This is a genomic window from Mycobacterium sp. (assembly GCF_965277065.1).
GTDB lineage: Bacteria > Actinomycetota > Actinomycetes > Mycobacteriales > Mycobacteriaceae > Mycobacterium.
Genome location: NZ_CBDIBT010000019.1, coordinates 1,329,613 through 1,355,642 on the forward strand (window position 1 = coordinate 1,329,613; position 26,030 = coordinate 1,355,642).

The window sequence follows — 26,030 nt, forward strand, 5'->3', positions numbered from 1 at the left end:
TCACTACCCCTTTCGCGGATACTCACCGGCCGCCATCGACGGCGGCACTTTCGTTGACGAGCGGATTGACCAATTGCACGTAGGTGGGGGTGTCGCTGTCGGTCAGCAGAATTGCCCGACCGGGTGGCAACCGATCGAACCGCTGACCGCGAACCTTGCCGCCGTCGACCGGGTTGCCCGACAACATCACCGTGGTCGCCTGCAGATCGTTGAGCCGGCGCAGCAACGGACTGGTCATCAGCGCATGCGCGGCACCGCTTGCCCGTGCGGTGACGATGACCCGCAGTCCCAGATCGCCGGCCTGTGCCAGCAGTTCGATCAGCGGGGTCCAAGGACGCTGGCCGACATAGGGTCCCGTCATCGCCGGAGAGTCCGGTATCTGGTCGACGTCGTCGATGATCAGGTAGTGGGTGTGACCTTCGAACGACCATCCGGTCAGCTGCGAGGCGTCCAGCCCCGCCGGCGGCCGCCGCTTCCCGATCAGCCCGGACAACCCGAGCATCGCCGGGGTCACCCGGTCGATGTTGGCGGTGTATTCGTTGTCGGGGAACAGCGGCTCGTCGACGAGGTGCAGCCGCCGATCCACCACCGTGAAGGCGACCCGGTCCGGCGTCGAGTTGTCCCGGATGGTGCGAATGATGTGCCGCAGCAAGGTCGTCTTGCCGGACCTGGTATCACCCAGCACCAACAGCAGCGGATCTTGGGCGAAGTCGATTTGCACCGCGGCCAGGTCTTCTTCGCGCTGACCGATCACAAGCCGATCGGCGCCGCCGTAAACCGGTTCGAGCACCTCGGGGTCCAGGTTGGTCGGGAGCAGCCGCACCGGTGGCGCGGTGATCCCTTCGTGCCGGGCATTGATCGCGGCAACCTGGTCGAGCGCGGGTGCGGCGATCAGGAAATGCTCGGCGGCCATGGTCAGACCGCGACCCGGCTGGTCGGCGGGCACGGCCTCGGCCGGGCGGTGCAGTGCACCGACCACCCGGACATTGCTGTCGCGCGCGTCGTGCAGCTTGAGTTCCAGTCGCATACCGAGACCGTCGCGCATCGCCAACGGCACCTCGAGCCAGCTGGGCGTGGTTACGATCACGTGGATGCCGTAGGCCAGGCCGACGTTGACCAACTCGGTCACCTTGCTCAGCAACGGGTTTCGGGTGCTGAATTGGTCGGTGTTGTCCCGGCTGAAGGCATACAGGTTGTCGATGACCAGGAACACCTGGCCCAGCCCGTCGTCCGGACCTTGTTTGTCGCGGAAGACTTCCCGCCGCTGACGTGAGCGCAGCAGCTGCTCGATCTCGCCGAAGGTGCGGCGGATGCGCTCGGGCTCCAGCGACGACGCGACGCTACCGACGTGGGCCAGGCCCTCCAGCGCCCGGAGTTGACCGCCGCCGTAGTCCAGGCAGTAGAAGCTCACCTCGCGGGGTGAGTGCAGGCTCGCCGCCGACAGGATGAACGTCTGCAGCGCAGTCGATTTACCGGACTTCGAGCCGCCGTGGATCAGCAGGTTGCCGGCCGAGGACCGCGCGTCGAACATCAGCGAGTCACGGCGCATCTGGAACGGCCGGTCGATCTCGCCCAGCGGCCAACGCCATTCGCCGCGGGGCACCGATGCGCGCGCAAGCGCCGCGCTCAGCGGAATCACCTCGTCGAGCGGCGGCAGCCACAGCTCGGGGGCGCGGGGCCCGAAACGCGCCAGCTGGTCACCGATGGTGGCAATCAGCTTGCGTGACGGCGCGATCGGCTCATCGTGTCCGTTCTTGGCGATGACCGTGGTCAGGTCGGGCTCCACCCGGCCCGCGGTGAACACCTTTGGTTCCGGAACCGAGTGCACCACAAGCGTTTTCGGCGTCTGCGGCGGGTCGTAGATACCGTCGACATAGGTGCTGCGGAATTTGATCGGTGCGGCCCCGGGCGCAGGCACCAGGAAGCCGACGCCCTTGTTCTCCCGGCCCGCATCGACGTGGTATGCGTCTTCCACACCGATGATCGACCGCGACACCGCGGGGCTGGCCACCTTCAAGCCGATCCGGTACGAGGTGTTCTTGTCGATGTCCTTGATTCGGCCGACATCCAGCGTCTGCGACGCGAACAGGATGTGGATCCGGAACGACCGGCCCTTGCGGGCCACGTAGTCGAACAACTCCGCGTATTCGGGATGATCGGCCAGCATCAACGTGAATTCGTCGGCGACGACGAACAGCGTCGGGATCGGAGCCAGATCGGATGCGCCGGCGGCCCCGGATTCGCGAGCGTTCTCGTATTCGGTCACCGAGTTGAACGCGCTGCCCTGGACTCTGCGGCCCGCTTCGCGCAGCAACGTTTCGCGGCGCGCTACTTCACCGCGCAGCGTGTCGGCGAACCGGTCGGCCAGCGACTTCTTCTCGGCCATGTTCGAGATGACCGCGACGACCTGCGGGAAGTTGCGGAAAATGTCCGCGCCGGCCTCACCCTTGAAGTCCGCGTAGATCACGATCAGCCGCTCGGCCGAGTGAGTCGTCAACAGCGCCAACAGGATTGACATCAAGGTCTGCGACTTGCCGGCGCCGGTCATACCGATCATCAAGCCGTGCGGTCCCATCCCGCCTTCGGCTTCGTCTTTGAGATCGAAGATCAGGGGCTCACCGGTGGCCGTGACGCCGATCGGGACTCGCAACTCGTCGTCGCGGTGTCGCGGTGCCCACAGCGTCGGGACGTCGAGCCGCGACGCGTCCGGAATTCCCAGCAACGTCGTGAAGGTCGCGCCGTGGGTGCCCCTCGACTGCAGGCCGCTATGGGTCGGGCTGGAGTCCCAGCGGGACAGCCGGCGCGCGACGTGCGCCGCGTCGTCGACGCCGAGCGAGTCGGCGCTGTCGATGTAGGGCCGCCAGCCGCCGGTCTGCCAGCGCTCGATCGCGCCGTGGGCGATCCGCAGGATCGGCCGCTCGGGATCGGAGTACTGCTCCCGGTGCGGTGCCGTGGCCGATCGGTAGACGACGGTGACACCAGCCCGCCCGGCCGCCAGCGGTGACGCACTCAGGTCGAAGTCCGGGTCGTCGATGATGATCAGCAAGTGCCGCAACGCATCCGCCGATCCGGCGGCGAACGCCGGCCGGTCGGTCAACGTCGGTCCGAGCAGCGCGGCCAGCTCATCGGGCTTGCTGGTCAGGTAGCGGGCCGGGCCCACCCCGTCGGCTTCGGCCGGGATGTCCACGTGTGGCAACCACTTCAGCCATGACCAGTCCGGCGACTCGAGGTCCGAGGTAGCCACTGCCACGCCGAGCACAGTGGGGTCGTGCCAGGTCACCGCCTGAGCCATCCACGCGCGCACCGCGCCGCGAACCTCGTCCTCGTCGCCGAGGACGGTGATCCGGGACAGCGTGGTCAGGTCGATTCCGGCCGGGACGTCGCGCACGGTCCGGTGAGTGTCCAGCAGGCTGCGTAATGCGCTGTGCGACACGGGCTCCAGGTCAACCTCGTCAGCGGTGTCGTTGACCCGCAGCGCGGTGTCCAACGCGGCCGAGTGCACGCCGGCCCGCACCACCAGGAAGTCGCCGTCCTGGGGGTCGCGTTCCCACTGCCGTCGCGAGCCGGGGATGGCGGCCAGATCCGCCGGCTTCGGGTGCGACCATTCCGCGGCGGCGCGCTGGGCGGCGGCCTGCGCACGGACGTTGTCCCGGACCACCGACAGGTAGCGCAGGTAGTCGGCGCGCTCGGCGTCGACCTCCTCGGTCCGCGACTTGTTGTCGCCCCCCCGAAAAAACGCCGTGGCGGCCAGCAACAGAACGAACGGGAAGAACAGTGTCTGCGGCGAGATGAGTCGCATTCCGGTGGCGACCATCGCGACGATCATCCCGACGATCAGCAGGACGATCACCACGGGCAGCGCCCGGCGCAGCAACGACGGCGGAATCACCCGAGGCAGTTCCGGCGGTGCTTCGATGTTGATGCTGCCCTTGCGGGTCACCGGCGAAGGCAGCCGACGGCGTGCCTCGAAGATCAAGCGGCTCATCGAGTTTGTCCTTCGGCAGAGGTACGGCCAGGTCGGGAGTCGGGCGCCAGTCCGTCATGTGCGAGCAGCGCGTCGGCTCGCGACAGGGTGGGCCCGGGGGCGTACAGCGACAGGACTGACCAGGGAATCGGAGTGGCAGGCTGCGTCAACCCAAGAGCGTCAGCGGTTTTCGCGTTTCCGGTGACTCCACCTTGGGCGGCCTCGTTGTCGATGCCGTACCGCACGCCGGTGTCAGAGATCCAGAACAGCGACCCGGCTGCCGGTGACGCCGCGTTCTGCCCGACGGGCTGGGCGAAGTACCCGGTCCCCGGCGCCATCGCGATCCGGCTGGCTGTCCCGCCGGCCCCTGCGCCGACCAGATCCTCGGTGTGCACCGCGTCGGGAATCGGCAGCGCCGAACCGGCAAGCAGCGTCAGCGAATTCGTGCTGGCGCCGAAGGCTTTGCTCCAGTGCGCGCAGGTGACGGGGTCGTGCGTCGCATCGAGCAAGCTGATGCGCTGCTCGGGGTAGCGGCTGGTGTCCAGCTGCCGGGAAACCGGCAGCTGGGCCACCTTGTCCGCACCCAGCCGCGGTGGCTGGTCCAGGCCGTAGGAGTTCGCGTTGCGCAGGATAGCGGCCAGCACCGGCGAGATCTGCTGCAGTCCGTCTGGCAGCACGGCGTAGTAGTTGGGCGAGTTACCTTCCAGCCCATGGGATTCGACAACGCCGCCGACGGGGGCGGGCACCGGGTAGTGGGCCGGTCCGCCGCTGTCGGGGATGGCGGGTGCGGCCAGTGGCGGCGACTCGGGGATCGCATTGAACAGACCGGGGGCCACCGGGCGCGGTGCGTGAATGTCGTTACCCAGGCCGAGCGCACTGGTGACGGCGTGGTCGGCGAGGTCGATCCGGCTGCGTCGGCCGTCCCACAGCAGCCAGACGCCGGCGGGGTTGTTGACCAGGACGGCCTTACCGGTTTCCAGCGCCGCGGCGCGTGCGCCAGTGCTGTCCGGAGCACCGGCGATCACCGTGACGCCGGCAGATGGCGCGGCTCCTCCTCGGTCCGCGTCGCACACCGTCCAGTCGGCGTCCTTGCGCGTGTTCTGCACCAACCGCTGCGGCGCACCCGGGATGCCGATCAGGTTGCCGAGCGGAAACTTATCCAGCTCACTGCTTTTCACCTGCGTGGGGTTGGCTGCCTTGCTGGCGATCAGCCGGGCCGAGGCCAGGTTGAGCACCGGATGCAGTTGATCGCCCACCCGCACGTACAGCGCTGCCGTCGACCGGTCGGCCAGGATGGGATTGTTGGCCGCCGAGCCGTTCGGCCGGATCAGCGAGAACACGAAGCAACCGACCAGGCCGGTGACCACGACGATGACGCCCATCAGGACCGCGCGCGCCTGGGTGCGCAGCGGGTCGACGAGCATCCGGGTGTCGTGCAAGGCAACACCAGAAGCGATGCGGCGCATGACAAATCGCCAGCCGGTCACTTGGTGGCGGGTGACGAAGCCCCGGCGGTAGACCACCTTTTGGGGGTTGTCGTTCACCGGGGTGCGCGAGGCGAACGAGCGCCGGTCGTCGCCGGATTCCGGGGCGGTCATGCCGGCGTCTCCAGCCGCAGACCCTCGAGCAACGGCGGCACGGTGTTAGCCACGTCGGCGGCGGTGATCGTCATGAGCTCCTCGTCGGTGAATTCACCGGTCTTTGCGTGTTCGGAGTGGTCCAACCGGAATTCCCGTTCCTCCTCCGACTTTTCGACGACGTTACGAACGAATCGACCATTACCGGCGATGTCGAGGCCGCGACGTTCGACGCCCACCGAATCTTGCTTCGTCGTGCTGGCCAGGTGAGCGAACAGGGCTTCGAGATCGTCGAGTGCTGCCTGCTCGAATGTGCTGTCCCGGCGGGTGGCCATGAAGTTGGCGATCTCGATCAGTTCAGGCGGTTGGTAGGACGGGAAGTCGATGGTCCGGGTGAACCGTGATCGCAGACCCTGGTTGGTGTCCAGGAACCGATCCAGGTCGGCACGGTATCCCGCGATGATCACCACCAAGCGGTCACGGTCGTTTTCCATCCGCGCCAGCAGGGTGTCGATGGCCACCAGGCCGAAGTCGTTCTTCGCGCCGGTGGCGACCAACGCGTACGCCTCGTCGAGGAACAGCACGCCGTCCAGTGCGCTGTCGATGATCGCGTTGGTCTTGGCTTCGGTCTCGCCGATGTGCTGACCGATCAAGTCGGCACGGTGGACCTCTTTGATGTTCTCTTTCTTCAAAAGGCCTAGGCCGCAATAGATTTTGGCGACCACACGAGCGATCGTGGTCTTACCCGTCCCGGGCGGACCGGTGAACACCAGGTGGTGGGTGCGCTGAGCCACCTCGAGTCCGCGCTCTTTACGGACCAATTCCATCGCCACCGCGCTCTTGAGCCGCGCGACCTGATCCTTGACCTTGTCCAGTCCGATGAACTCGTCGAGCTCACGCTCGGCCTCCGACAGCAGGACGGCCTTGCGCTCCTGGGCGCCGGGGTCGACGAAGTCACCGGGCTTGGGCTCGGTGCCGACGTCCCATGGATCGCTGCGGGCGTCGATACGGTCGGAGGTGGTGGGCACGATCCCGAAGCTGGTGTCCGTCAACGCCTCTTCGACCTGAGCGTTTTCCGGGTTGGCGGCGTACAGGTCCTGCAGCACCTCGCGGGCGGTGTCCTCGTCACCGTCGGCGCGCAGCGACAGCGCCTTGGCCAAAGCTCCGTCGACCGCCGCCACAACCACCGGGCCTTCCGGATCCTCGAGGTAGGACAAAGCTGCGGCGAACATGCCCAGCCGCGCCAGCGAGATCCCGAGCGCCACCTTCACCGCGTGCGCGAAGTGCGCGTCCAACTTGGGGTCGTTGACGATCGGCGACAAGAGTTTGACAACGTCAGCCCAGCGCTCGGCGCGGTAATGAATCGTCGAGGTCACCCAGCGGGCTTCGGGCGAACTCGGTCGACGACGGCTGACGTCGCTGACCAGTTGGAAAGCCGCAGCAAACCGGCCGTCGCCGGCGAGTGCCGAGGCGTAGGCAAGGCGGAAGTCGTCTGGTTCGGTCGCCCGGAACTTGAGGTACAGCCCGGTGTCGTAGCGGAAGCCGAGCGCACCCTCGCCCAGCTGGACTTGGCGCTGCAGCACACCCGCGGTCGCGGTGTTGTGCGAAAGCGCTTCCAGCACAGGCAGAGACGAGTCACCGGCGGCGGCCAGACCGACCCACGCGTCGGCCTGATCGTGAGCGATACGGACCAGTCCGGTGAACCCGGACCGCGCCGCGGCCAGGTCCGCCGGACGCGTGCGGTCGTACACGGTCAGCCCGAGCGCCCGGCAGCAGGTCGCGAATCGGCTCGCTACATCGTCGTCGACCCGGGCCGTTTTCGGCCGGGTGGCAATGATGCCGGTCTCAGCGGTTTCCACGCCTCAGTCTCCCCTTCGGACGTAGTATTGCCTAAGCTAACTTCGGCGAAGTTAGCATCGCACATGGCGCGTGTCGAGACGCACGTAACCTCTGGATATGTGGTCTCGTCGATTCAGTCGTGCAAACCGCGACGCTGCAGGTCACAACAGCTAACGATCGACTGGAACACGTTTTTGCCGTGACGAGACCACGAGGTTCTCGAACTTTCTCTAGGTCGAGCTTAATGAAAATGAGTGTCATTATCGCAAGACTGTACGGCATCGGGCCCTCACTCTTTGATCGCCCTGACCAAAGTGTTGCGCTCGATCATCGGCCCAGCCTCGATGTCCGGTCCGGGGACCGGACGACCCACCTCGCGCAGGTAATCCGCCAGCGGTGTCGCGGCCGCAGTCCAGCCGTGTTGGTCGAACCATCGCTGGGCCGGCTCATGCTGCTCGTTGTAGATCAGCTGAAAGAACAACCGCTCATCGCCGTCGGCCGCGGCCGCTCGCTCTCCAGCGACGGCAGCGTGGAACGCTTCGGCAGGCATTGTCGCGCTTTCTTCCACTGCGACGTGACTACCTGAACTGGCCAGCGCATCGACGCCGGTGAACAGCTGCTCCCGCGCGGCGACGGGCAGATAGATCAGCAGACCCTCGGCGATCCACGCCGATGGTTTTGCCGGGTCAAAGCCACTGTCTCGCAATGCCTGTGGCCAGTCCTCGCGAAGGTCGATGGCGATCTCACGGCGCTCGGCGTTGGGTGTGGCCCCCTGCTCGGCAAGCACCTCGCGCTTGAAATCGAGAACCTGCGGGCGGTCCAGCTCGAAGATCGTCGTCTCGTCGGGCCAGGCCAGCCGGTAGGCGCGCGAGTCCAGGCCCGCGGCCAGGATCACCACCTGACGGACCCCGGCCTCGGCGGCCTGCAGAAAGTAGTTGTCGAAAAATCTGGTACGTGCGCCCTGGAAGTTGACGAAATGCTGCCCCCAGTCGGGAGATTTCAACGGATGGTCGGGCACCGCGCCGTCGAGCACGTCGGCCGAGGGCCCGCCGACGGTCCGGCAGAACAACTCGGCGAATGAGTCGACTGCCAAGGGATCGGACTTCTGCGCTTCCAGTGCTCGAGCGGTAGCGACGAGTAACGCGGTCGCCCCGACGGTTGTAGTGATGTCCCAGTTGTCGTCGTGTGTACGCACGTCAACCGACCCTACGCGCGCGCAACGGCGCGTTCGGATAGCTCAATCCAGCCACAACGGGATTGAATACGACATCGCGTCGTAGACACAAGACCCCGTCCCGGTAGGGGGTATCGGCCCCTAGACCAGCGGGCGCCCGGCTTTGATCCGCCGGTCCAGGTCCCACAGCAGGACGTTGAACGGGAATCGCCGGACGAACCGCGGCATCGCGTTGTTCAGCGTGCGGAGCACATTGATCACGCGGTCGAAGCGCCGCTGGCTGGCCGCATCCCAGGAGAAGTGCATCTCGTCGCGGAAGCGCTGCGGCAGAAAGCCGGCGGTGAGCAGCAGACCGATTTTTTCCGGCTGCCGGCGTACCACCTCCGGTAGGCGCAGCGCCTGAATCCGGCCCACCGCAATGGGATACAGGTACTGACGGACGGCATCGTCGATGTGGACCTTGTCGAGCTGTTCGTTCCAGTAGCGGTCGAACGCGGCCCGGTCGGCGGGCCACATCTCCAGCGGCACCTGCAGCGTGGAGCCCAGCACTACCGCTTCTTGGTAGTAGCGATCGGCGTCCCGATCGTCCATCTCGCCGACGAATATTCGATAAAAGTCCACTCCACCTTTGTAAAGGCAAGCGGCGACCCACAATTGCAGGTCGACGTCGAAGGCGTTGTACTGCACGGGGCTGTCCGGAGTGGAGTACACCTGGGCGTGCGCACGGTTCACCGCGCGCCGAAACGCCGCCTTCTGAGTGTCCGTACCCGCCATCGCCACCGCAAGGTAGGTGATAGTGGTGCGGGTGCGCTTGATCGGGTGCAAGTCGATGCGACCGCTCTCGACGCGGCTCTCCAGCACGCCGTAGCCCACACCTGGCCGCGCCAGCTCCATGATCGCGTTGGCCGGGCCCAGCAGAAGGGCCATTCCCATCAGGGTGTCTCCGAGTTTCGGCGGCCGCCTCGGCCTGCGCCCAGGGGCCGGTGGCTCACCCACCGCACGCTCGACATGCCTGATTGGTTCGCTGACTGTCATCGCTGGTCTGCCCGTCAAATGTGAGAACGCTTGTTTCCTGATATTGCAGGTCCGCGGGGACCGATGTCAAGATGGGTTGCATGGCGACTGCCCCGACGACCAGCGCGCGGCCCTACGGCGGGGTCGATGCCGCCGACCGCTTGGCCGGCCGCCGGGCCAGCTTGCTGGAGGCGGGCCTCGATCTGCTCGGTGGCGAGGACGCCGAGGAGTTGACGGTGCGTGCCGTCTGCCGACGGGCCGGCGTGGCCGCTCGCTATTTCTACGAAAGCTTCACCGACAAAGATGAATTCGTCGCAGCGGTCTTCGACCGGGTGATCACCGAACTGGCCACCACCACTGAGGCGGCAGTGGCGGCGGCGCCGGCTGAGGAGCAGACCCGGACCGGTATGGCCAACATCGTCCGGACGATCGGCGGCGACCCGCGGGTCGGGCGGCTGCTGTTCAGCGCGCAACCGGCCAACGCCGTGCTGGTGCGCAAGCGCGTCGAATCCAGCGCGCTGTTCGCGATGCTGTCCAACCGCCACGTCGAGCAGGCGCTACAAGTGCCGGAGAACGATCGGATCAAGGCCGCCGCGCATTTCGTGGTCGGCGGGGTGGCGCAAACGATCAGCGCCTGGCTGACCGGCGATGTCCGGCTGCGCCCCGAACAGCTCGTCGACCACCTCGCGTCGCTGCTGGACGAGCTAGCCAACCCGAGCCTCTACCGCGACTGACACTCTAGTGGGTGGCCGGAATGCGCCGATCGGCCGACGTCTTGGGCACAGCTTGGGCGTCGTTGGCCGTGAATTCTTTGACCCAGCAGGCGAACTCGAGAGTAATCCCGTCGGGGTCCTGGAAGTAGAAGGATCGCACATACACCCCGGGATGCACGGTGGCCGCGACCTGCCGCTCGCTCTCGTCGTGGTTGAGCACCGGGCCCACCCGCACGCCCTTGCCTTTGAGCCGCTGACGGTAGGCATCGAACATCTCGGCCGGCACGTGAAACGCCAAGTGGTTCATGGTGCTGACGGCGCTGGTGATTTTTCCGATGCCCGGGATGGCCGCCGGCGACGACAAGCCTGGCACCCGGTCGGGTGCGTCGGCGAACCAGAAGAACGCAACGCAGTCACCGTCGCCGGCGTCGAAGAAGAAGTGCTGCCCGACTCCGCCGGGCAGGTCGAGCGATTTGATCAACGGCATGCCCAGGACGTTGCTGTAGAAGTCCACGGTGCGCGCCATATCCGAACAGACCAGTGCGACATGGTTGATGCCGCCGAGTTCGAATTCGGAATTGCGGTTGTGCGGCTTGATCATCCCCGGGGCTCCCGTCCGCTTTGCTGGTTCCGTGGCGAGGATCGGAATCTGAACCTAACATCAGCTTCAGGTCTATTCCAGAGAAGCGCCGTTCCCGGGATCGCGGCGATCCCACGGTCACGACGAAGGAGGCCCGTCGGTGTCGATTGTGTCCGACAAGCCCACCCATCGCACGCCGCTTCCGACCGACCGTGGCCGACGCACCCAAGCCGCCATCGACGCCGCCGCCCGAACTGTGATCGCCCGTAAAGGTTTCTTGGCCACCACCATCGCCGACATCGCCGGCGAAGCGGGCCGATCGACGGCGTCGTTCTACAACTATTACGACTCCAAAGAGGCGATGATCCGCGAGTGGGCGCTGCGCTTCCGCGACGAGGTAAGCGAGCGGGCGAAACCGGTTACCCGACAAGGCCTGTCGACGCGGGAGCGCACGTACCAAGCCGCGGCGGCGCACTGGCACACTTATAAACACCGGCTGGCCGAAATGATCAGCGTGTCGCAGTTGGCGATGATCAACGACGATTTCGCCCAGTGCTGGGCCGAAATCTGCGCTATCCCAACCTCATTCATCGCCGAAATGGTACGACGAGCCCAAGCGGACGGCTATTGTGCGGACGACGACCCGCAGTTGATCGCGGTGGCGGTCGTCGCGATGCTGAATCAGTTCTGCTACCTGCAACTGGCTGGCCGAACATCCACTGCCGAACCCGACGACGTAGCCTGCATCGCCACGCTGGCGAACATCTTCTACCGAGCCATCTATTACAAGGAGGGCCGCTGAGGTGACTCGCACCACCGGCACACCCGGGGTCATCCGCGAATTCATCGGCCTGCCGTCGCCGACCGGCCGACGGGCCGGCGCCGGTGGTCATCCATGCCAGGGGCTCTATTACCGCGGTGTCGGGCGTAAACCCAAGGTCGCGGTCATCGCCACCCACTACCAGATCGACTTCTCTGAGCATTACCTCGCTGACTATCTGGCCACCCGCGGGATCGGATTTCTCGGGTGGAACACCCGGTTTCGCGGATTCGAGAGCAGCTTTCTTCTCGACCACGCACTAGTCGACATCGGTGTCGGAGTGCGCTGGCTGCGCGACACCCAGGCTGTGGAAACGATTGTGCTGCTGGGCAATTCCGGCGGTGGTTCGCTGATGGCCGCCTACCAGGCGCAGGCGACCAACCCACACGTGACGGCGGTGCCCGGTATGCGACCGGCCGCGGGCCTGACCGATCTGCTGCCCGCCGACGGCTACGTGGCCAGCGCGGCGCATCCGGGCCGCCCCGACGTGCTGACCGCGTGGATGGACGGCTCCGTCGTCGACGAGAACGATCCGATCGCCACCGACCGCGCCCTCGATCTGTTCGATGACCGAAACGGTCCGCCGTACTCGCCGGAATTTCTTACCCGCTACCGCTCCGCGCAGGTCGCCCGCAACAACACGGTCACCGACTGGGTCGAGATCGAGCTGAAACGTGTTCGTGCAGCCGGCTTTTCGGATCGCCCATTCACCGTGATGAGGACATGGGCGGACCCGCGGATGGTCGATCCGACGATCGAGCCGACTCATCGACAGCCCAACTTCTGCTACGCCGGGCTGCCCGCGAAGGCCAACCGCTCGGCGCACGGCATCGCCGCAGCCTGCACGTTGCGCAGCTGGCTGGCGATGTGGAGCCTGCGCACCGCGCAGACCCGCGCCGAGCCACACCTGGCCCGGATCACCTGTCCCGCGTTGGTGATCAACGCCGAGGCCGACACCGGCGTGTTCCCGTCGGATGCCCAGCGCATCCACGACGCGTTGGCCAGCACCGACAAATCCCAGTGCTCGATCAACACCGACCACTACTTCACCACCCCTGGTGCGCGCAGCGAGCAAGCTGACACCATTGCCAAATGGATTGCCAAGCGGTGGCGCTGAGGGTCCTCGCTCACTTCGATCCAGGTCCCAAGGTGCTGGACTTCCCTGCGCCGGAGGCTGATTGACTCGATATTCGCTGGTGCACCGACGATGAGACGTTCTACCTAGTTACCCGAGGCCGAGGTGGTCTGGCATGTGCTGCGCCCGCTGTCGCAGGGCGATCTGGCCCGCGCCGCTCGCGCGCGGCCGGTGCACAAGTTCGGCGCCGGGGTGAACACCATCGATGTCGACGCCGCCACCAATCTGGCATCGCGGTGGCCAACATGCCCGGGGGCCAACGCACCGTCCGTGGCCGAAGGAACGGTGTGGCTGATGCTGGCCGCTCTGCGTCGCCTGCCGGTGCTCGACCGGGCCACCCGCGATGACCGTGGCTGGCCGATGTAGTCAACCAACCCACCGGTTGTTAGCTTGGGAGTCGAGCTGTCACAGGCCCCTCGAAATTCCACGGAAGGCGACCAATGCCGATCGCAATCAATCCTGAACATCAAGACCTGGCCGATTCGGTGCGCTCACTGGTGGCACGAGTAGCGCCACCTGAGGTCCTGCACGCCGCGTTGGAGACATCCATCGAGAACCCGCCGCCGTACTGGCAGGCCGCCGCCGACCAGGGCCTGCAGGGCGTGCATCTGGCCGAATCCGTTGGCGGACAAGGGTTCGGCATCCTCGAGCTGGCCATCACGCTGGCCGAGTTCGGCTACGGCGCGGTGCCCGGGCCGTTCGTGCCGTCCGCGATTGCAAGTGCCCTGATCGCAGCGCACGATCCGGACGCCAAGGTGCTCGCCGATCTGGCTTCTGGCTCCGCCATCGCCGCTTATGCGCTGGAATCCGGGCTGACCGCGACGCGGCAGGGCAGTTCGTTGGTCATCCGCGGTGAGGTCCGGTCGGTGCCGGCCGCCGCACAGGCGTCGCTGCTGGTGTTACCGGTGGCGATCGACAGCGGCGAAGAGTGGGTGGTGCTGCACGCCGACCAGCTCGAGATCGAACCGGTCACCAGCGTTGACCCGCTCCGGCCCATCGCCCACGTGCGCGCCAACGCCATCGAGGTCTCCGACGACGTCGCGTTAGGCAATCTCAACGCGGTGACCGCTCAGGCGCTGATCTCGACGCTGCTGTCGGCCGAGGCGGTCGGCGTCGCTCGATGGGCCACCGACACCGCCGCGGAATACGCGAAGATCCGCGAGCAGTTCGGCCGGCCGATCGGGCAGTTTCAGGCCATTAAGCACAAGTGTGCCGAGATGATCGCCGTCACCGAACGCGCCACGGCCGCAACGTGGGACGCCGCACGCGCCGTCGACGACGCCAGCGAGCACCTCGAATTCGCGGCGGCAGTAGCGGCCACGCTGGCACCCGCCGCGGCCCAGCACTGCACGCAGGACTGCATCCAGGTGCACGGCGGCATCGGCTTCACCTGGGAGCACGACGCAGGCGTGTACTACCGCCGCGCGCTGATCGTGGCCGCCAGCTTCGGGCGCGCGTCGGACTATCCGCAGAAGGTGGTGGACACCGCTACCACCACCGGTATGCGCCCCATCGACATCGATCTGGACCCCGATACCGAAAAGCTCCGGGATGAAATCCGTTCCGAGGTCACCGCGCTCAAAGAGATGGACCGCGAGCAACGCACGGTGGCGCTCGCCGAGGGCGGCTGGGTGCTCCCGCATCTACCTTCGCCGTGGGGCCGAGCCTCCAGCCCGGTGGAGCAGATCATCATCGCCCAGGAATTCGCCGGCGGGCGGGTCAAACGACCGCAGGTCGGCATCGCGGCCTGGGTCATCCCATCGATCGTCGCGTTCGGCACCGACGAGCAGAAGCAGCGCTTCCTGCCGCCGACGTTCCGCGGCGAAATGATCTGGTGTCAACTGTTTTCCGAGCCCGGCGCCGGTTCCGACTTGGCCGGGCTGAGCACCAAGGCCACCCGCGTCGACGGTGGCTGGCGCATCACGGGACAGAAAATCTGGACCACGGCCGCGCAGTTCTCGCAGTGGGGCGCGCTGCTCGCCCGCACCGACCCGAACGCACCCAAACACAATGGCATCACCTATTTCCTGCTGGACATGAAGAGCGAAGGCGTGACGGTGAAGCCGCTGCGCGAACTCACCGGCCAGGAGTTCTTCAACACTGTCTACATCGACGACGTGTTCGTGCCCGACGACTTCGTGCTCGGTGAGGTGGATCGGGGCTGGGAGGTCAGCCGCAACACCTTGACGGCAGAACGGGTTTCGATCGGCGGTAGCGATCTGACCTTCCTGGCCAGCCTGCCGCAACTCGTCGAGTTCGTGCGCGACGGCCAGTTCGACCAGGTCGCCCGTCACCGCGCCGGGCAGTTGATCGCTGAAGGACATGCCGCCAAACTGCTGAACCTGCGCTCCACGTTGCTGACCCTGGCCGGTGGCGACGCGATGCCGTCGGCGGCGATCTCCAAATTGCTGTCGATGCGGACCGGCCAGGGCTACGCCGAATTCGCCGTGGCATCCTTCGGTTCCGACGCGGCGATCGGCGACAAGAACACGCCGCCCGGCAAGTGGGACGACTTTCTGCTGTCCAGTCGCGCCACCACCATCTACGGGGGCACCTCGGAGGTCCAGCTCAATATCATCGCCGAACGGCTACTGGGGCTGCCCCGCGATCCGTAGGCCCGCACATCAATGAAAAAGTTGAACTTTTTTGAAAGGCGGCTGGCCTCGTTGGTCCAAGAACGGGGCCGGCCTTATTCCCCCTTGGTTAGAAGCCGCCGCGACCGAAGCCGCCGTGGCCCCAACCCCAGCCGCGTCCGAAACCGCCGCGTCCGCCCCAGCCATGGCCACCCCACGCCGGGGGCGACGCGCACCGGGCCGATGGCCGCCAGCGGGCCGGCGCGGCGTTGGCAGCGGGACGCTGCCGACCGGCTCGGCTACGCCCGAGTGACCCGGAGCATCCGCGAACGACGCTGATCTCGGCAGTGCTAGCTTCGCGGTCATGTCAGAAACCCAGCGCACCAATCGTCGCGAACAACACGTCATCGGCGAGCGCGCCAGCTTGGAAGCCTTCCTCGACGACTACCGAGACATTTTGGTGCGCAAGGTTTCCGGACTCTCCGACGCCGACGCTCGGCGGAATCTCGTCACGTCGGCGACGACGGTCGGCGGGTTGGTCAAGCACCTGCGCTGGGCCGAATACGGCTGGTTCGAACAATTCCTGCAGGGACGACGGGACGACAACCGTCGCACGCATGCGCGGGAATGGGAGTTCGAGATTCAGGCCGACGAATCACTGCCGGCCCTGGTTGCCGAGTACCAAGCCCAGTGCGAGCAGTCCCGCCGCGTCGCCGCGCAGTTTTCGCTCGACCACGAGCTGCGGCACCGTCGACTCGAGACGACGCTGTCACTGCGCTGGATTTACCTGCACATGATCCAGGAGACGGCCCGGCACACCGGGCAGATCGACATCCTGCGCGAGCAGCTCGACGGCGCGACCGGCTTCGAATGAGCCGACGAGCCCGCGAAGCTAGTCGGTGTCGATCTCGCGCAGCTCCCGCTTGAGGATTTTCCCGGTCGGGTTGCGCGGCAGCTCGTCAAGGAAAATCACCTCGCGCGGGACCTTGTACTTGGCCAGCTGATCCTTGACGTGCTTCTTGACCGCGTCCTCGTCGAGACTCGCGTTGCCCTTCTTGACCACGAAAGCCCGCAGCCGGTGGCCCCACTCTTTGTCCTCGACACCGATCGCGGTGGCCTCCACGACGTCGGGGAGCGCGCTGATGCAGTCCTCCACCTCAGCCGGGAAGACGTTCTCACCGCCGGACACGATCATCTCGTCGTCGCGCCCGCTGATGTAGAGCAGTCCGTGCTTGTCGAAGTAGCCGACGTCACCAGATGACAGCAACCCGTCGATGATCTGCTTGTTGCCGCCGCCGGTGTAGCCCTCGAACGGGAAGCTGGTGCCGACGAAAATCCGGCCGACCTCGCCCTGCGGCAATTCTTTGCCGTTCTCGTCGAAGATCTTGATCTTGACGCCCTTGACCGGCGGCCCGGCCGTCGTGGAGTTGAACTCGAGGTGCTCGGGCCCGGCGATCGTGGCGAAGGAGATCTCGGTCGAGCCGTACATGTTGTAGACGACCGGCCCGAGATCCTTGAGGGCGCGCTCGGCCACGTCGGCGCCCAGCGCCGAACCGGAGGCGAACACGATCCGCAGGCTGGACAAGTCGGGTTTGTCGTCGATCTTCTCCAACGCGTCAAGCATGCGCGACAGCATCACCGGCACCACGACAACGGCACTGACCTTGTGCTTCTCGATGTCCTCGAACACCTGCTCGGGCTTGAACTTGCTGTGCAGCACCAGCGTCGACCCGAGGAACATGCCGATGGTGGCGTGCAGGAAACCCAGCGCGTGGAACATCGGTGCCGGCAGCGAGGTCACCTCGTTGGCCTTGAACGGCACGTGCGACAGGATCCCGCCGATCGGCGCCAGGGTGGGCGGGGTGCTGCGATTCGCGCCCTTCGGCGTGCCGGTGGTGCCGCTGGTCAGGATGATGATCGACGAGTGCTTGGCGGCCTTCGGCGCCGCCGCCCTGCTGTTGGCGGCGACCACGTCGGCCAGCGTCTCGTCAGTGCTGCCGGAGTCGTCGCCGTTCGGATTGGCGCCCAGGGCCCGCATCTTGCCTAGCGGCGGGTCGGCTTTGCTGACGTCCTCGGTGTACTCGTCGTCGTAGATGATCAGCTTCGCGCCCTCGCGCTCGGACACCTCCTTGATCTGCGGACCGGAGAACGAGCTGTTGAGCAGGATGATGCGGGCGCCGACCCGGGCGCAGCCGAATTCCGCGATGGCGAACCACCGATGGTTGCGCGCCAGAATCGCCACCCCGTCACCGCCGCGCACTCCCTTGGCCAGCAACCCGTGAGCGACGGCGTTCGCGGCCTCATCGAGCTCCTTGTAGGTGAGCGAGCCGTCGTCGTCGATGATCGCCGCGCGATTGGGCGTGCGTCGGGCATTGAACGACGGCAACATGCCGATCTCGCCCCACTTCGCGATGTCGGCGGCCATCGCGGCGTAGTTCAGTGGGTTCTCCAGCCTGAACGTGCCGGATTCGATGATCTTTCGCAGGTAATGCAGTTCGGATAAGCCGCGCTCGGCATACTGCTGAATCTTGGCTACCGCCTGCCCAGGCAGAGCGATGGGATTAGGCATGTCGTCCACCCTATGTGACGTAGGTCGCACGGAGGTCGGAACGCTGTGCCGAATTACCATGTGCCCATGGCTCCGGTGTCGGTAAACGTCGGCGGTCGCCAGGTTGAGATCACCCACCCGGACAAGGTGGTGTTCCCAGAGCGGGACGGTCAGGTCGGTGTCACCAAGCTGGACCTGATCCACTACTACCTGGCGGTTGCTGACGGCGCGCTGCGAGGTGTCGCCGGACGGCCGATGATCCTCAAGCGGTTCGTCAAGGGCATCGAACAGGAAGCCGTCTTCCAGAAGCGCGCACCGGAGAAGCGGCCCGACTGGGTCGACGTCGCCGAACTGCGTTACGCACGCGGCACCTCGGCCAAAGAGGCCGTCCTCCATGACGGGGCTGGACTGGCCTGGGCAATCAACCTGGGCTGCGTCGACCTCAATCCGCATCCCGTGCTCGCCGACGATCTCGAGCATCCCGACGAACTGCGCGTCGATCTGGACCCGATGCCCGGAGTGACCTGGCGGCAGATTGTCGAGGTCGCGCAGGTGGCCCGCGAGGTGCTCGAGGATCACCGACTCACCGCGTGGCCCAAGACGTCCGGCTCGCGCGGCTTCCACATCTATGCGCGGATCACACCGGACTGGTCGTTCCGGCAGGTCCGACTAGCCGCCCAGACGGTCGCGCGCGAGGTGGAGCGACGCGCACCCAAACTGGCCACCAGCCGCTGGTGGAAAGAAGAACGCGAAGGCGTGTTCGTCGACTTCAACCAGAACGCCAAGGACCGCACCGTCGCGTCGGCCTACTCGGTGCGGGCCACACCGGACGCGCGAGTCTCCACCCCCCTCGCGTGGGACGAGGTTGCAGACTGCGACCCCGCCGCTTTCACCGTGGCGACCGTGCCGCAACGGTTCGCCGACATCGGCGATCCATGGGCCGCCATGGACTCCTCCGCCGGCGGTCTCGACCAGTTGCTCACGCTGGCTGAGGAACTCGGCCCCGCAGAGAAAGCACCGAAGGGCGCACGGCGTGACGGGTCGGGGCGACGCCAATCGCTGATGCCACTCATCGAGATCGCCCGCACCAAAACCAAGGACGAGGCGATGGCCGCGCTGGAGACCTGGCGCGAACGTCATCCCGCAGCGGCCGAACGTCTGCAACCGGCCGACATACTCGTCGACGGCATGCGAGGACCGAGTTCGATCTGGTACCGGATCCGCGTCAACCTGCAGCATGTGCCGGATGACCAGCGGCCGCCGCAGGAGGATTTGATTGCCGATTACAGTCCCTGGCCGACCCGTTGACCGAAACCCATTAGGCTCACGCCATGGGCGAGGAGTGGAATCGGCGAGGGTTCCTACGCGTCGGCGCCACAGCGAGCCTGCTCGTGCTCGCGGGATGCTCGTCGGAGAAATCGCCCCCCACGGCGAACGGCGGTGGCGGCCCGGTCACGATCAAACACATCTTCGGTGAGACGACCATCGCCGAACCACCCAAACGGGTCGTCAGCGCCGGATTCACCGGCCAAGACGACCTGCTCGCCCTCGGCGTCGTCCCCATCGCGGTGACCAACTGGTTCGGCCACCAACCGTTTGGCGTGTGGCCATGGGCCCAGTCCAAGCTCGGCAACGCCAAACCCGTTGTGCTCAACCTGGACAACGGTATTCAGTTCAGCCAGATCTCGGGCCTCAAGCCAGATCTGATCGTTGCCACCGACGCCGGTCTCGATCAGGACACCTATCAGAAACTGGCGGCGATCGCGCCGACCTTGGCGCAGTCCGACGGCGACGCGTTCTTCGAACCCTGGAAAGACCAGGCCAAAGCCATCGGCCAGGCGGTCTTCCAATCCGGCCAGATCGCCTCGCTGATCAGCGGGGTCGACAAGGGGTTCGCCGCCGTCGCGGAGAAGCATCCGCAGTTCAAGGACAAGCGGGCCTTGCTGTTGCAGGGGAAGTTGCACGACGAGAAGGTCGTCGCCACGACCGGATGGCAGACCGAGTTCCTCACCCAGATGGGTCTGGGCACCCCCACCAGCCTCGCCGCACTGGCCGTCGACCAGCAACGGGCCTTCATCCCGCGCGACAAGCTCAAGTCGGTCCTCGGCGACGCGGAGCTGCTGATCTGGTCGACGGAGAGCGACGCAGAGCAGACGGCGCTCTTGGCCAATCCCGATGTGGCAGAGCATCGTTCGCGCAGCGTGTTCACCACCGAGGACCAGGCCGCGGCGATCGCCTACGCCTCGCCGCTGAGCTACCCGCTGGTGGCGGACCAGTTGCCCGCGCTGATCGCCAACGTCTTGCACTAACCGTGAGTGTTCTCGACTACGGAGACCAGGCATTGCTGCTGCAATGCGACAGCACCGCAGAGGTTTTGGCGTGGGCTGCCGCGCTGCGCGACGCGGCGATGCCCGATGTGCTCGATATCGTCCCGGCAGCGCGCACGGTGCTGCTCACGCTCGACGGTCCCGGACGGCAGGCCATCATCCGCGGCGAACTCGGCGCGATGCAGGTGGTGGCCGGCGCCGAGTCGGCCGCGCCCGGCGAGCCGGTGGTGATCGACGTGGTCTACGACGGCGCCGATCTGGACGAGGTGGCCGAACTCACCGGGCTGACGACGGCGCAGGTCATTGACGCACACACAGCAAAGCCCTGGAACGTCGGATTCTGCGGATTCGCACCGGGTTTCGCGTACCTAGTCGGCGGTGACGCACGCCTGGCGGTCCCCCGACGGTCCGAGCCGCGCCCATCGGTCCCGGCCGGGTCGGTCGGCCTGGCCGGCGAATTCACCGGGATCTATCCACGCCGCTCCCCCGGTGGCTGGCAGCTGATCGGTCGCACCGAGGCCGCGCTCTGGGACATCGAGCGATCCGACCCGGCGCTGCTGACGCCGGGCACCTGGGTCCAGTTCCGGGCCGCGTAGACACATGACCGCCCTGGAGATCCTGCGCACCGGGCCGTTGGCCCTCGTTCAAGACCTCGGACGGGTCGGGCTGGCCCATCTCGGCGTCACCCGGTCCGGAGCCGCCGACCGCCGTGCCCACACGCTGGCCAACCGGCTGGTGGCCAACCCCGACGACCGCGCCACCATCGAGCTGACCATGGGCGGATTTGCGGCACGGGTCCGCGGCGGCGACATCGACATCGCGGTCACCGGCGCCGACGCCGGCGCGGCGGTGGGCTCAACAATGTTCGGCGTCAACAGCATTCAGCATATCCGCGACGGCGAGCTGATCGCCCTGGGCATTCCAAAGACTGGGCTGCGCAGCTATTTGGCGGTGCGAGGCGGTATCGACGTGGCACCGGTGCTCGGCTCGCGAAGCCACGACGTCCTGTCGGGGATCGGGCCGGCGCCGCTGCAACCCGGCGACGTGCTGCCGATAGCGGACCACACCGAGCGATACCCCGAGCTCGACCAGGCTCCGGTCGCGCCGATCACCAACCAGCTCGTCGAACTCATGGTGGTGCCGGGACCCCGCGACGACTGGATCGCCGATGCCGACGCACTGGTGCACACCGTCTGGGTGGCCTCCGACCGCAGCGACCGGGTGGGCATGCGGCTGCAGGGGAGCCCACTCGCGCACCGCGACCCGGACCGTCAACTGCCCAGCGAGGGCGCAACACGTGGCGCGATTCAGGTGCCGCCCAACGGATTGCCGGTAATCCTCGGCCCCGACCATCCGGTCACCGGCGGCTACCCCGTCATCGGCGTGATCGCCGACCACGACATCGACACCGTCGCCCAGGTACGACCCGGCCAGCAGATGCGACTGCGATGGTCACATCCCGTTCCATACCGGTAGCGGCGAACCAGCCGAACTGGTAGACCAACAGGGTGCATACCCAGGTTCACACCGCCCGCCTGGTCCACACCGCAGATCTGGAAAGCGACGCGCTGCAGCGCGCCCACGACATGGTGCGCGATGCATTCGGCGGCGACTTCACCGGTACCGACTGGGACCACGCCCTGGGCGGCATGCACGCGCTGATCTGGCATCGCGGCGCGATCATCGCCCACGGCGCCGTCATCCAGCGGAGGCTGATGCACCGCGGTGTCGCCCTTCGATGCGGCTATGTCGAAGCTGTTGCGGTGCGCGAGGATTGGCGGGGCCAGGGTCTGGCGATCGCAATTCTCGACGCATGCGAGCAGGTCATCCGCGGCGGCTACCAGCTGGGCGCACTGAGTTCCTCGGACCGGGGCCGGCGGCTGTATGCGCTACGCGGCTGGTTGCCGTGGCGCGGGCCGACGTCGGTGCTGGCACCCACCGGACCGACCCAGACTCCTGACGACGACGGATCGGTCTTCGTCTTCCCACTGCTGACCGATCTGGACCCGACCGCTGCGCTGACGTGCGACTGGCGCGACGGGGACGTCTGGTAAGCGCGCAAACCCGGAGCAACGCCGCGGAAATTGACCGGTAACGCCGCCGACATTCGGTTGGCATACACACTTCATATGAACCAACCCGAGGAGCCGGCGCTGGCCGGCTACCGGGTTGCCGTCACCGCGGCGCGGCGCGCCCGCGAGCTGTGCATCATGCTGCAGCGCCACGGCGCGACCGTCGCCAGCGCTCCGGCGATCACCATGCTCACCATGTCGGACGATCACCAATTACGTTCCAGCACAGAAGCATTGATCGCTAGCCCGCCAGACATCGTGATCGTCACAACCGGCATCGGGCTGCGCGGCTGGTTGGCCGCTGCCGGTGATTGGGGTCTGGCCGACCGATTGACCACAGCGCTGTCCCAAGCCCGCATCGTGGCTCGCGGACCGAAGGCCGCCGGTGCGATACGGGCCGCGGGCCTGCGCGAGGAGTGGTCGCCGGAATCGGAGTTCTCCCGCGACATCTCGCACTATTTACGCGAATCCGGCATCAACGGGTGTCGCATCGCCGTGCAGATGCACGGCGCCACAGATGACTGGGACCCGTTTCCAGAGTTCCTCGACGAGTTGCATTCCGCACGGGCCAACGTCACCCCGATCCGGGTGTACCGGTGGAAGCCGGCACCGGCCGGCGGCGAGTTCGACCAGTTGATCCAGGGGATCGCTCATCGCGAGTTTCACGCAGTGAGCTTCACGTCGGCGCCCGCGGTCGCCGCGACGTTGATGCGCGCCGCCGACCTCCGGATCTCGGGCCAACTGCTCGACGCCTTGCGATCCGACGTGCGGGCGATGTGTGTCGGCCCGGTGACCGCGGCGCCGCTGCTTCGACTCGGCGTGCCGGCGTCGTGGCCGGATCGCACGCGACTGGGCGCGCTGGCCCGCCACATCGTCGACGAGTTACCCGGGTTGCACACCCTGCGCGCCGCGGGTCATCGGATCGAGATCCGCGGCTCCCAGGTGACGGTCGACGACACGGTGCAGTCGCTGTCACCCGCAATGATGGCCATCCTGCGTGCGCTGGCGATGCGCCCGGGCTCTGTCGTCGCGCGCAGCCAACTGCTCCGCGCCCTACCGGGCAGCGCCGCCGATCCGCATGCGGTAGACACCGCCGTGCTGCGGCTGCGAAAAGCGCTGGGAGACAGGAACATTGTCGTCACGGTGGTCAAGCGGGGCTACCGGCTGGCAATCGACGAGACATCCGGAGCGGCCTTGTTCGGCTGACCCGAAATACGTGCTGGAACTCTCGCTTCGGATTCCTCGGTCAGTCGAAGGCCTGCCCGACGTCGACTCCGGCGACCCGAAGCAGGTTCACCACTTTGCGGTCGAGATCGCGACCGACTTGGGCCACCTCGTCGACACCGAGACTGCCGAACGCCGGGCCGGGCTGGTCCATCGTGAACACCGCGTAGCCGTCGGCATCGCTGTAGACCAGCATGCGCAGCGGGGCATACAACAATGCCTTGGGATCGTGGCGGAACATGGTCTCGGCAATGACATGGTTGCCGATCAGGTATTCGATCGCCGGCGTCTGGTGCCCGGCGATGTCGAAGAAACGTCTCGCATCGATCTTGGCGTAGACCATCAGATCGTTCGGCGCGTTCTCGGCGGCGGCGGCGCGCACGTCGTCCCAGTCCCCGCCGGCCGCGGCGATGCGCTGCAATGCCGTCCGGTCCACGGGTGGTGCCGCCTTCTCCAACGCCGCGATGAACTCCTCGAAAGGAATACCAGTGTCGACGTCGACGCGGGTCATCTCGTGCTGTTCACGCCGAAAGGGCATCGGAGTTGCTTCCCGTCTGGTTCATTCAACGAACTTTGAAGATCATATGGTTCGGTGAACGAACCTGCAAGCGTAAGGTGGCTGCGTGGCCCTCCCCCGCGGATACACGTCCGAAGTATGTCCAATCGCCCGATCGCTCGAAATCGTCGGCGAGCGATGGACCTTGCTACTGATCCGGGACGCCTTCTACGGAGTGCGCCGGTTTCAGTGACTTCCGCGCTCACCTCAACATCCCGAAAGCCGTTCTGGCCGAACGGCTTTACCTGCTTGTCAACGAGGGTGTGTTGGCCAAGTCGGAGGCGGGCGGCGAATACGCGCTGACGCCCAGGGGCCTGCGACTCTGGCCGACGATCTGGTCGCTGCTCAGCTGGGGCAACGAGAACTACGTGGAGCAGCCGAATCAACGCACCTATCGCCACGCGGAATGCGGCGGCAGGATCGGGGCGGACCGCGTGTGTGCGGAGTGCGGACGAGTTCCCGACGTCGCCGACCTTGTTCTGCACCCTCCGCGGCGGCCCCGCGATCACCGGAGCGATTCGGTCAGCATCGTGCTGCGTAAGCCGCACCGGCTGCTGGAGCCGATCTAGCCGCAACGGGCGCGCACGTGATCTGTCTCACGCGACCGCCGCGCGCTGGATAGTATGGGAGTCGCAGTGTGACCCATGGCACCTTCGCCTCCCGGGAGATCCGTTGTCTACCACCACCGAACTGGCCGAACTGCACGACCTCATCGGCGGCCTGCGGCGATGCGTGAGCATGCTCAAGGCGCGCTACGGCGACAGCCCGGCGATGCGCCGCATCGTGATTGACGCCGACCGCATCCTCGGCGACGTCGAATTACTTGACACCGATGTTTCCGAATTCGACTTAATGCGCGCTACGGTGCAGCAATCCGGCGAAAAGATCGCCATTCCCGACACCGATTACGACCGTGATTTTTGGCGTGATGTCGACGACGAGGGTGTCGGGGGTCACAACAGGTCTTGACACTTCAAGCCCGCCGGTAAACCTGGGGCTGAATCTGTGTACTCTTCGAATTAACAGCCCGTTCGAAGAGGAACAACTGATGAGCGCACCCACCGCGAACCATCCTGCGTCCGGCGTCTTTTCACCGACGCGCGCCGCGATACAGCAACGGACCCTACGCACCGACCGGTGGTGGCTGTCCCCGCTGCGGATCGACTTGGGGTTCGCCGCATTCGTCATCTACGCGACGTTCCGTGCCTTCCAGCAGAATTATTACTTCGTCCCCCAGTACCACTATCTGACGCCGTTCTATTCGCCGTGCGTCAGCCAGGGTTGTATCAAAGAATCCAGCGACTTCTGGCCGCAGATCCTGCCGGACGTGTGGTGGCTGCCGTACGCGACGTTGACGCTGCCGTTCCTGCTGCTGTTCCGCCTGACCTGCTACTACTACCGCGGCGCCTACTACCGCACGGTGTGGCAGTCGCCCACCGCCTGCGGTGTGGCCGAGCCCCGCGTGCACTACACCGGTGAGACCAAGTTCCCGCTGATCGTCCAGAACACCCACCGGTACTTCTTCTACGCCGCCGGCCTCATCTCGATCATCAACACCTACGACGCGATCGTTGCGTTCCACTCCGACTCGGGCCCGGGCGGATTCGGTTTCGGCCTGGGCAACGTGGTCCTGCTCGGCAACGTGATCATGTTGTGGATCTACACGCTGTCCTGCCACTCGTGCCGGCACGTCACCGGCGGGCGGCTCAAGCACTTTTCCAAACACCCTGTGCGGTACTGGATCTGGACCCAGGTGAGCCACCTCAACACCCGGCACAAGCTGTACGCCTGGATCACCTTGGGGACGCTGATGCTCACCGACGCATATGTTGCGCTGGTCGCCAGCGGCACCATTTCCGACCTGAGATTTGTTGGCTGAAAAGCCATTTCAGAATTACCGAAATAGCTGAGCGA

General features: G+C 66.1%; 22 protein-coding genes and 1 pseudogene. 15 read left to right on the forward strand and 8 right to left on the reverse strand.

Annotated elements, in window-relative coordinates; all coding sequences use genetic code 11:
* Positions 1–22 precede the first annotated feature (22 nt).
* From eccCa to ACQY5A_RS23750, 5 genes are all read right to left on the reverse strand, one after another.
* Complete coding sequence (gene eccCa / locus ACQY5A_RS23730) at positions 23–3,985, reverse strand: type VII secretion protein EccCa (RefSeq protein ID WP_428342704.1); 3,963 nt, start codon at positions 3,983–3,985, stop codon at positions 23–25.
* Complete coding sequence (gene eccB / locus ACQY5A_RS23735) at positions 3,982–5,562, reverse strand: type VII secretion protein EccB (protein ID WP_428342705.1); 1,581 nt, start codon at positions 5,560–5,562, stop codon at positions 3,982–3,984. Before eccB ends, eccCa begins: the two co-directional genes overlap by 4 nt.
* A complete protein-coding gene (gene eccA / locus ACQY5A_RS23740; RefSeq protein ID WP_428342706.1) occupies positions 5,559–7,400 on the reverse strand; it encodes a type VII secretion AAA-ATPase EccA in 1,842 nt (613 codons plus the stop codon). The genes eccB and eccA overlap by 4 nt, the downstream gene beginning before the upstream one ends.
* A gap of 269 nt (positions 7,401–7,669) precedes the next feature.
* A complete protein-coding gene (locus ACQY5A_RS23745; protein ID WP_428342707.1) occupies positions 7,670–8,575 on the reverse strand; it encodes a class I SAM-dependent methyltransferase in 906 nt (301 codons plus the stop codon).
* Between the two features lie 120 nt (positions 8,576–8,695).
* A complete protein-coding gene (locus ACQY5A_RS23750; RefSeq protein ID WP_428342708.1) occupies positions 8,696–9,589 on the reverse strand; it encodes an oxygenase MpaB family protein in 894 nt (297 codons plus the stop codon).
* A gap of 71 nt (positions 9,590–9,660) precedes the next feature.
* On the opposite strand from ACQY5A_RS23750, the gene ACQY5A_RS23755 reads away from it, so the two are divergent.
* Positions 9,661–10,302 carry a TetR/AcrR family transcriptional regulator gene (locus ACQY5A_RS23755; protein WP_428342709.1) on the forward strand — a complete coding sequence of 214 codons (642 nt, stop codon included), beginning with the start codon at positions 9,661–9,663 and terminating at the stop codon, positions 10,300–10,302.
* A 4-nt stretch (positions 10,303–10,306) separates the two neighbouring features.
* On the opposite strand, the gene ACQY5A_RS23760 is transcribed toward ACQY5A_RS23755, so the two are convergent.
* Complete coding sequence (locus tag ACQY5A_RS23760; protein WP_428342710.1) at positions 10,307–10,882, reverse strand: VOC family protein; 576 nt, start codon at positions 10,880–10,882, stop codon at positions 10,307–10,309.
* Between the two features lie 139 nt (positions 10,883–11,021).
* Between ACQY5A_RS23760 and ACQY5A_RS23765 the strand changes: the two genes are divergently transcribed.
* The 5 genes and pseudogenes from ACQY5A_RS23765 (at position 11,022) to ACQY5A_RS23785 (ending at position 16,263) form a co-directional block, all read left to right on the forward strand.
* Positions 11,022–11,663 (forward strand): TetR/AcrR family transcriptional regulator, encoded by a 642-nt coding sequence (locus ACQY5A_RS23765; RefSeq protein ID WP_428342711.1) that lies wholly within the window; start codon positions 11,022–11,024, stop codon positions 11,661–11,663.
* A gap of 1 nt (position 11,664) precedes the next feature.
* Complete coding sequence (locus ACQY5A_RS23770) at positions 11,665–12,798, forward strand: alpha/beta hydrolase (RefSeq protein WP_428342712.1); 1,134 nt, start codon at positions 11,665–11,667, stop codon at positions 12,796–12,798.
* Positions 12,774–13,176, forward strand: a pseudogene (locus tag ACQY5A_RS23775) (hydroxyacid dehydrogenase); the annotation flags it as partial. The gene ACQY5A_RS23770 and the pseudogene ACQY5A_RS23775, both read left to right, overlap by 25 nt.
* An 80-nt stretch (positions 13,177–13,256) precedes the next feature.
* Positions 13,257–15,431: an acyl-CoA dehydrogenase gene (locus ACQY5A_RS23780; protein WP_428342713.1), complete on the forward strand. Its 2,175-nt coding sequence runs from the start codon at positions 13,257–13,259 to the stop codon at positions 15,429–15,431.
* A gap of 322 nt (positions 15,432–15,753) precedes the next feature.
* Positions 15,754–16,263: a DinB family protein gene (locus ACQY5A_RS23785; RefSeq protein ID WP_428342714.1), complete on the forward strand. Its 510-nt coding sequence runs from the start codon at positions 15,754–15,756 to the stop codon at positions 16,261–16,263.
* Positions 16,264–16,281: 18 nt separating this feature from the next.
* Here ACQY5A_RS23785 and fadD2 read toward each other — a convergent pair whose 3' ends face one another.
* Positions 16,282–17,958, reverse strand: a complete 1,677-nt coding sequence (gene fadD2, locus ACQY5A_RS23790) for a long-chain-fatty-acid--CoA ligase FadD2 (RefSeq protein WP_428342715.1) — start codon at positions 17,956–17,958, stop codon at positions 16,282–16,284.
* A gap of 66 nt (positions 17,959–18,024) precedes the next feature.
* Between fadD2 and ACQY5A_RS23795 the strand changes: the two genes are divergently transcribed.
* The 6 genes from ACQY5A_RS23795 to ACQY5A_RS23820 all read left to right on the forward strand — a co-directional run bounded on the left by ACQY5A_RS23795 (position 18,025) and on the right by ACQY5A_RS23820 (position 23,542).
* A complete protein-coding gene (locus ACQY5A_RS23795) occupies positions 18,025–19,245 on the forward strand; it encodes a DNA polymerase domain-containing protein (protein WP_428342716.1) in 1,221 nt (406 codons plus the stop codon).
* Between the two features lie 23 nt (positions 19,246–19,268).
* Positions 19,269–20,246, forward strand: coding sequence for an ABC transporter substrate-binding protein (locus tag ACQY5A_RS23800; RefSeq protein ID WP_428342717.1), 978 nt, complete (start codon positions 19,269–19,271; stop codon positions 20,244–20,246).
* 2 nt (positions 20,247–20,248) lie between these two features.
* Positions 20,249–20,860, forward strand: coding sequence for a 5-oxoprolinase subunit B family protein (locus ACQY5A_RS23805; protein ID WP_428342718.1), 612 nt, complete (start codon positions 20,249–20,251; stop codon positions 20,858–20,860).
* A gap of 4 nt (positions 20,861–20,864) precedes the next feature.
* Complete coding sequence (locus ACQY5A_RS23810) at positions 20,865–21,740, forward strand: 5-oxoprolinase/urea amidolyase family protein (protein ID WP_428342719.1); 876 nt, start codon at positions 20,865–20,867, stop codon at positions 21,738–21,740.
* A 32-nt stretch (positions 21,741–21,772) separates the two neighbouring features.
* Positions 21,773–22,318 carry a GNAT family N-acetyltransferase gene (locus ACQY5A_RS23815; RefSeq protein WP_428342720.1) on the forward strand — a complete coding sequence of 182 codons (546 nt, stop codon included), beginning with the start codon at positions 21,773–21,775 and terminating at the stop codon, positions 22,316–22,318.
* 75 nt (positions 22,319–22,393) lie between these two features.
* Entirely contained in the window at positions 22,394–23,542 is a 1,149-nt protein-coding gene (locus ACQY5A_RS23820; protein WP_428342721.1) for a uroporphyrinogen-III synthase, read from the forward strand.
* 40 nt (positions 23,543–23,582) lie between these two features.
* On the opposite strand, the gene ACQY5A_RS23825 is transcribed toward ACQY5A_RS23820, so the two are convergent.
* Positions 23,583–24,098: a DUF302 domain-containing protein gene (locus ACQY5A_RS23825; protein ID WP_428342722.1), complete on the reverse strand. Its 516-nt coding sequence runs from the start codon at positions 24,096–24,098 to the stop codon at positions 23,583–23,585.
* A gap of 263 nt (positions 24,099–24,361) precedes the next feature.
* Here ACQY5A_RS23825 and ACQY5A_RS23830 point away from each other — a divergent pair, with 263 nt between their 5' ends.
* The 3 genes from ACQY5A_RS23830 to ACQY5A_RS23840 all read left to right on the forward strand — a co-directional run bounded on the left by ACQY5A_RS23830 (position 24,362) and on the right by ACQY5A_RS23840 (position 25,995).
* Positions 24,362–24,685 carry a hypothetical protein gene (locus tag ACQY5A_RS23830; protein WP_428343313.1) on the forward strand — a complete coding sequence of 108 codons (324 nt, stop codon included), beginning with the start codon at positions 24,362–24,364 and terminating at the stop codon, positions 24,683–24,685.
* A 103-nt stretch (positions 24,686–24,788) separates the two neighbouring features.
* The gene (locus ACQY5A_RS23835; RefSeq protein ID WP_428342723.1) at positions 24,789–25,085 is read left to right on the forward strand and encodes a hypothetical protein; all 297 of its coding nucleotides are present in this window, start codon (positions 24,789–24,791) and stop codon (positions 25,083–25,085) included.
* 79 nt (positions 25,086–25,164) lie between these two features.
* Positions 25,165–25,995: a hypothetical protein gene (locus ACQY5A_RS23840; RefSeq protein WP_428342724.1), complete on the forward strand. Its 831-nt coding sequence runs from the start codon at positions 25,165–25,167 to the stop codon at positions 25,993–25,995.
* Positions 25,996–26,030: the final 35 nt, after the last annotated feature.